This is a genomic window from Desulfovibrio sp. 1188_IL3213 (assembly GCF_036763145.1).
GTDB lineage: Bacteria > Desulfobacterota > Desulfovibrionia > Desulfovibrionales > Desulfovibrionaceae > Desulfovibrio.
In genome coordinates this window covers 1-2904 of the sequence record NZ_JBAIYR010000307.1, presented here as the reverse complement: position 1 = coordinate 2904, position 2904 = coordinate 1, and the positions used below count along the sequence as shown (strand labels likewise).

The 2904-nt window shown below is 60.7% G+C and carries 3 protein-coding genes; all 3 read right to left on the bottom strand.

All coding sequences use genetic code 11. The annotated features are described in order from the left end of the window. Positions 1–92 precede the first annotated feature (92 nt). Positions 93–509 (bottom strand): hypothetical protein, encoded by a 417-nt coding sequence (locus V6C16_RS10680; protein WP_333543180.1) that lies wholly within the window; start codon positions 507–509, stop codon positions 93–95. A 15-nt stretch (positions 510–524) separates the two neighbouring features. Next, on the bottom strand, positions 525–1931 hold the full coding sequence (gene mnmE, locus V6C16_RS10675) for a tRNA uridine-5-carboxymethylaminomethyl(34) synthesis GTPase MnmE (RefSeq protein WP_333543178.1): 1407 nt from the start codon (positions 1929–1931) through the stop codon (positions 525–527). Between the two features lie 548 nt (positions 1932–2479). Beyond that, the coding region (locus V6C16_RS10670; RefSeq protein ID WP_333543177.1) for a Jag family protein at positions 2480–2904 on the bottom strand (425 nt) is incomplete at its 5' end.

Here is a 2904-nt window from a genome sequence, read left to right as displayed (position 1 = left end):
TACGCCTCCGTAGCGAACGTCTGCTCACGCAGCCGTCCGAGCAATTTCAAAGTGAAATTGCTCTAACGCAGCGCAAAGGAGGTCCCTTTTTGTCAAAGGAACCTCCCACAAAAAAACGGACGGCCAGCAACCAGGCCGGCAGGCTCAAAATCGTGCAATTTTGCCAGATCGCGCATGTCATCCCTGATGCCTACACCGGCCTTGACCTGCACGGGATTGGCGAGCAGATCAGCCAGATGCGGCCCGAACGGCAGCCATGACAACTGGATAAGATAGACAGCCTGGGCCGTGGCTAACTGGATAAGCGCCGGCGAATTGCGCCTGCCCTTGCGGAAGGACGGGCGTGTTTCGGTATCAAAGCCCAGAATGCTTTCCTCACGCAGCAGGGGCAGCGCAGCCTGCCAGTCCGCTTCGTTGCGTACCACATGCACCGGCCCCTCATAATGACACAGGGGCAGGGCGTTTATCTCTTCGCTGCTCAGGCGGCGGCGCAGAACATCCATATCCATAAATTACTTACCAGACTACTTGCCGATACAAAATTGAGAAAAAACCCTGTCCAGCACCTCGGCAGGGCTGCTCAGGCCAGTTACCTCAGCCAGATGAGCGGCAGCCACATCCAGGCGCACAGCGCAGCAGTCATACGACCGTCCGGCATCCACATCTTCCCGCAGGGCCGCCAGTTCGGCCAGAGCCGCTTCCAGCGCCATACTTTGCCGCGCATTGGGCGCAAGCCCCTCCTCTGCGGCGGCACCGCCGCTGCCCGTCAGCAGCAGAGCGCGCAGGCTTTCGGCCATGTCCTCTACCTGTGTATCGGAAAAAGCGCTTGTTGTGCAACAGGTTTGCCCCTGAGTCCAGCGCGGCGGAAACACGGCAGGCATGCACAGGTCGCACTTGTTCCAAACAATCAGGATAGGCGTATCACCAGCAAGTTCAAGCACTTCTCTGGCTGCGGGGTCAGGGCAGGTTTCGGCGGCGGCTCCGGCTTCGCCCAAAGCGCCGCCGTCAAGCACCAAAACAATGGCGTCAGCTTCGGCCAGCTTTTGCCGACTGCGCTCAACACCCATTTCTTCAATACTTTCCGCAGCTTTTCGCAAACCTGCCGTATCTGTGAGCCGCACGGGCAGCCCGCCGAGATCGCAGGTTTCTTCAAGAAAGTCTCGCGTTGTGCCGGGAATATCCGTCACCAGCGCGCGGTTGCGCCCAAGCAGGGCGTTCATGAGGCTGGACTTGCCCGCATTGACCGCTCCGGCCAGCACCACCACCGCGCCCTGCTGCATCACCCGCGCCCTGCGGCTGCACTGAAGCAAGTGCCGCAAGGCTGCATCCACCTTTGCCACGGCCGTGCTGAAGGAGGGCGCATCCATGCCCTCCACTTCGTCTTCAGGAAAATCCACGGCCACGCAAACCTGCATGCGCAGGTCTTCAAGCTCACGGCGCAGAGTCTCTGTCCGACGGGCAAGCAGACCGTCCAGGCGATTCAGGCCATAACGCAAAGCCTCACGCGAAGGCGCGGCAATAAGTTCGGCCACGGCTTCGGCCTGGCTCAGATCCATACGGCCATTGATAAAGGCACGACGCGAAAACTCGCCCTGCTGCGCCTGGCGCGCGCCGAGGCGCAACGCGGCCTCCAGCACTGACTGCACGATAAACGGGCCGCCGTGACAGTGGATTTCAGCCACATCCTCGCCGGTAAAACTGCGCGGGCCGGGCATAAAGACCGCCAGCACGTCGTCCAGGTTTTCACCGTTCCAGTCCACAACACGCCCCCTGTGCAGAAACCAGGGGCGAAAATTTTCAAACTTCGGCGACATGGGCAAAAACATGCGCGCGAGCGTCTGCTTGGCCCTGGGACCGGAAATACGCACAATGCCTACCCCTCCGGAACCGGGGGGCGTGGCAATGGCTGCTATGGTATCGTTGGTGCTCATGATGTTATATTGCCCCGCGGGTACGCCGGGCGCGCGTGTCGTGACGCGGCGTGAATGTCCAAAAAATGCGGCCTCCGCCTTTCGCGCGGGGCGAAACAAGTGAAAGCCGCGATAATCCGACGTACGGCAATGCCTTTTTACGACAAATTCCGTGGCAGCATACCCGGTACTGGCTCCACAGTCCATACGAAAGCGCTTCGGCTGCCGGATGTGCGCACCAGAGCAAACATTGCACAACATTTGGGTATGCGGCCTGTTAAAGGCAGGGGGCTGTTCAAACCGTGAGAGCAAGAAAAAAGCAGACCTTCGAAAGTCTGCTCCCGGCCATTTTGCCCCCGTGCTGCGCGGGCTCGTCCTGCGCTGCGGCAGGGCTTTCCAGGCCAGCAAACCTGACGAGACGAATCGCGCGGGAAAGCGTGCGCAGCGCCGGACAGCCCATAATTGACAGCGCTCCGCCCGTGCCTGCGCGGAGCAGGTCCCACCAAAACACTACGGCGCGGATTTTTTATTCATCCGCGCCGTAATATAGCCTGTTGCCTGGCAATACGCTAATTTTTTTCGGTCTTCCTGCGCAGGATGACCACCCGTTTCAGGGGGCCGTCGCCCGTGCTGCGCGTCTGCACGTCAGTGGCGTCCTGAAGACAGACATGCACAATCCGGCGATGATAGGAAGACAGGGGCCGCGTGGAGTAGGAGCGGCCGCTCTGACGCACCTTGTCGGCCAGGGCAAGGGCCATTTCGCGCAGCCTTTCGTCCTGACGGCGGCGGTATTCACCGGCATCAAGCTGCACGCGCACTGCGGCATTCATGCCCCGCGACACAATGCGCGAAATCATGTACTGAAGCGCGGCCAGCGTCTGCCCTTCACGGCCGATGAGCAGGCCGGAGTCTTCTTCGCTTTCAATGCCCACCTGCACCCTGCCGCCGACCACAGCCGCTTCCAGCTGCACGGCTTCGCCCACTATGGGGCGCA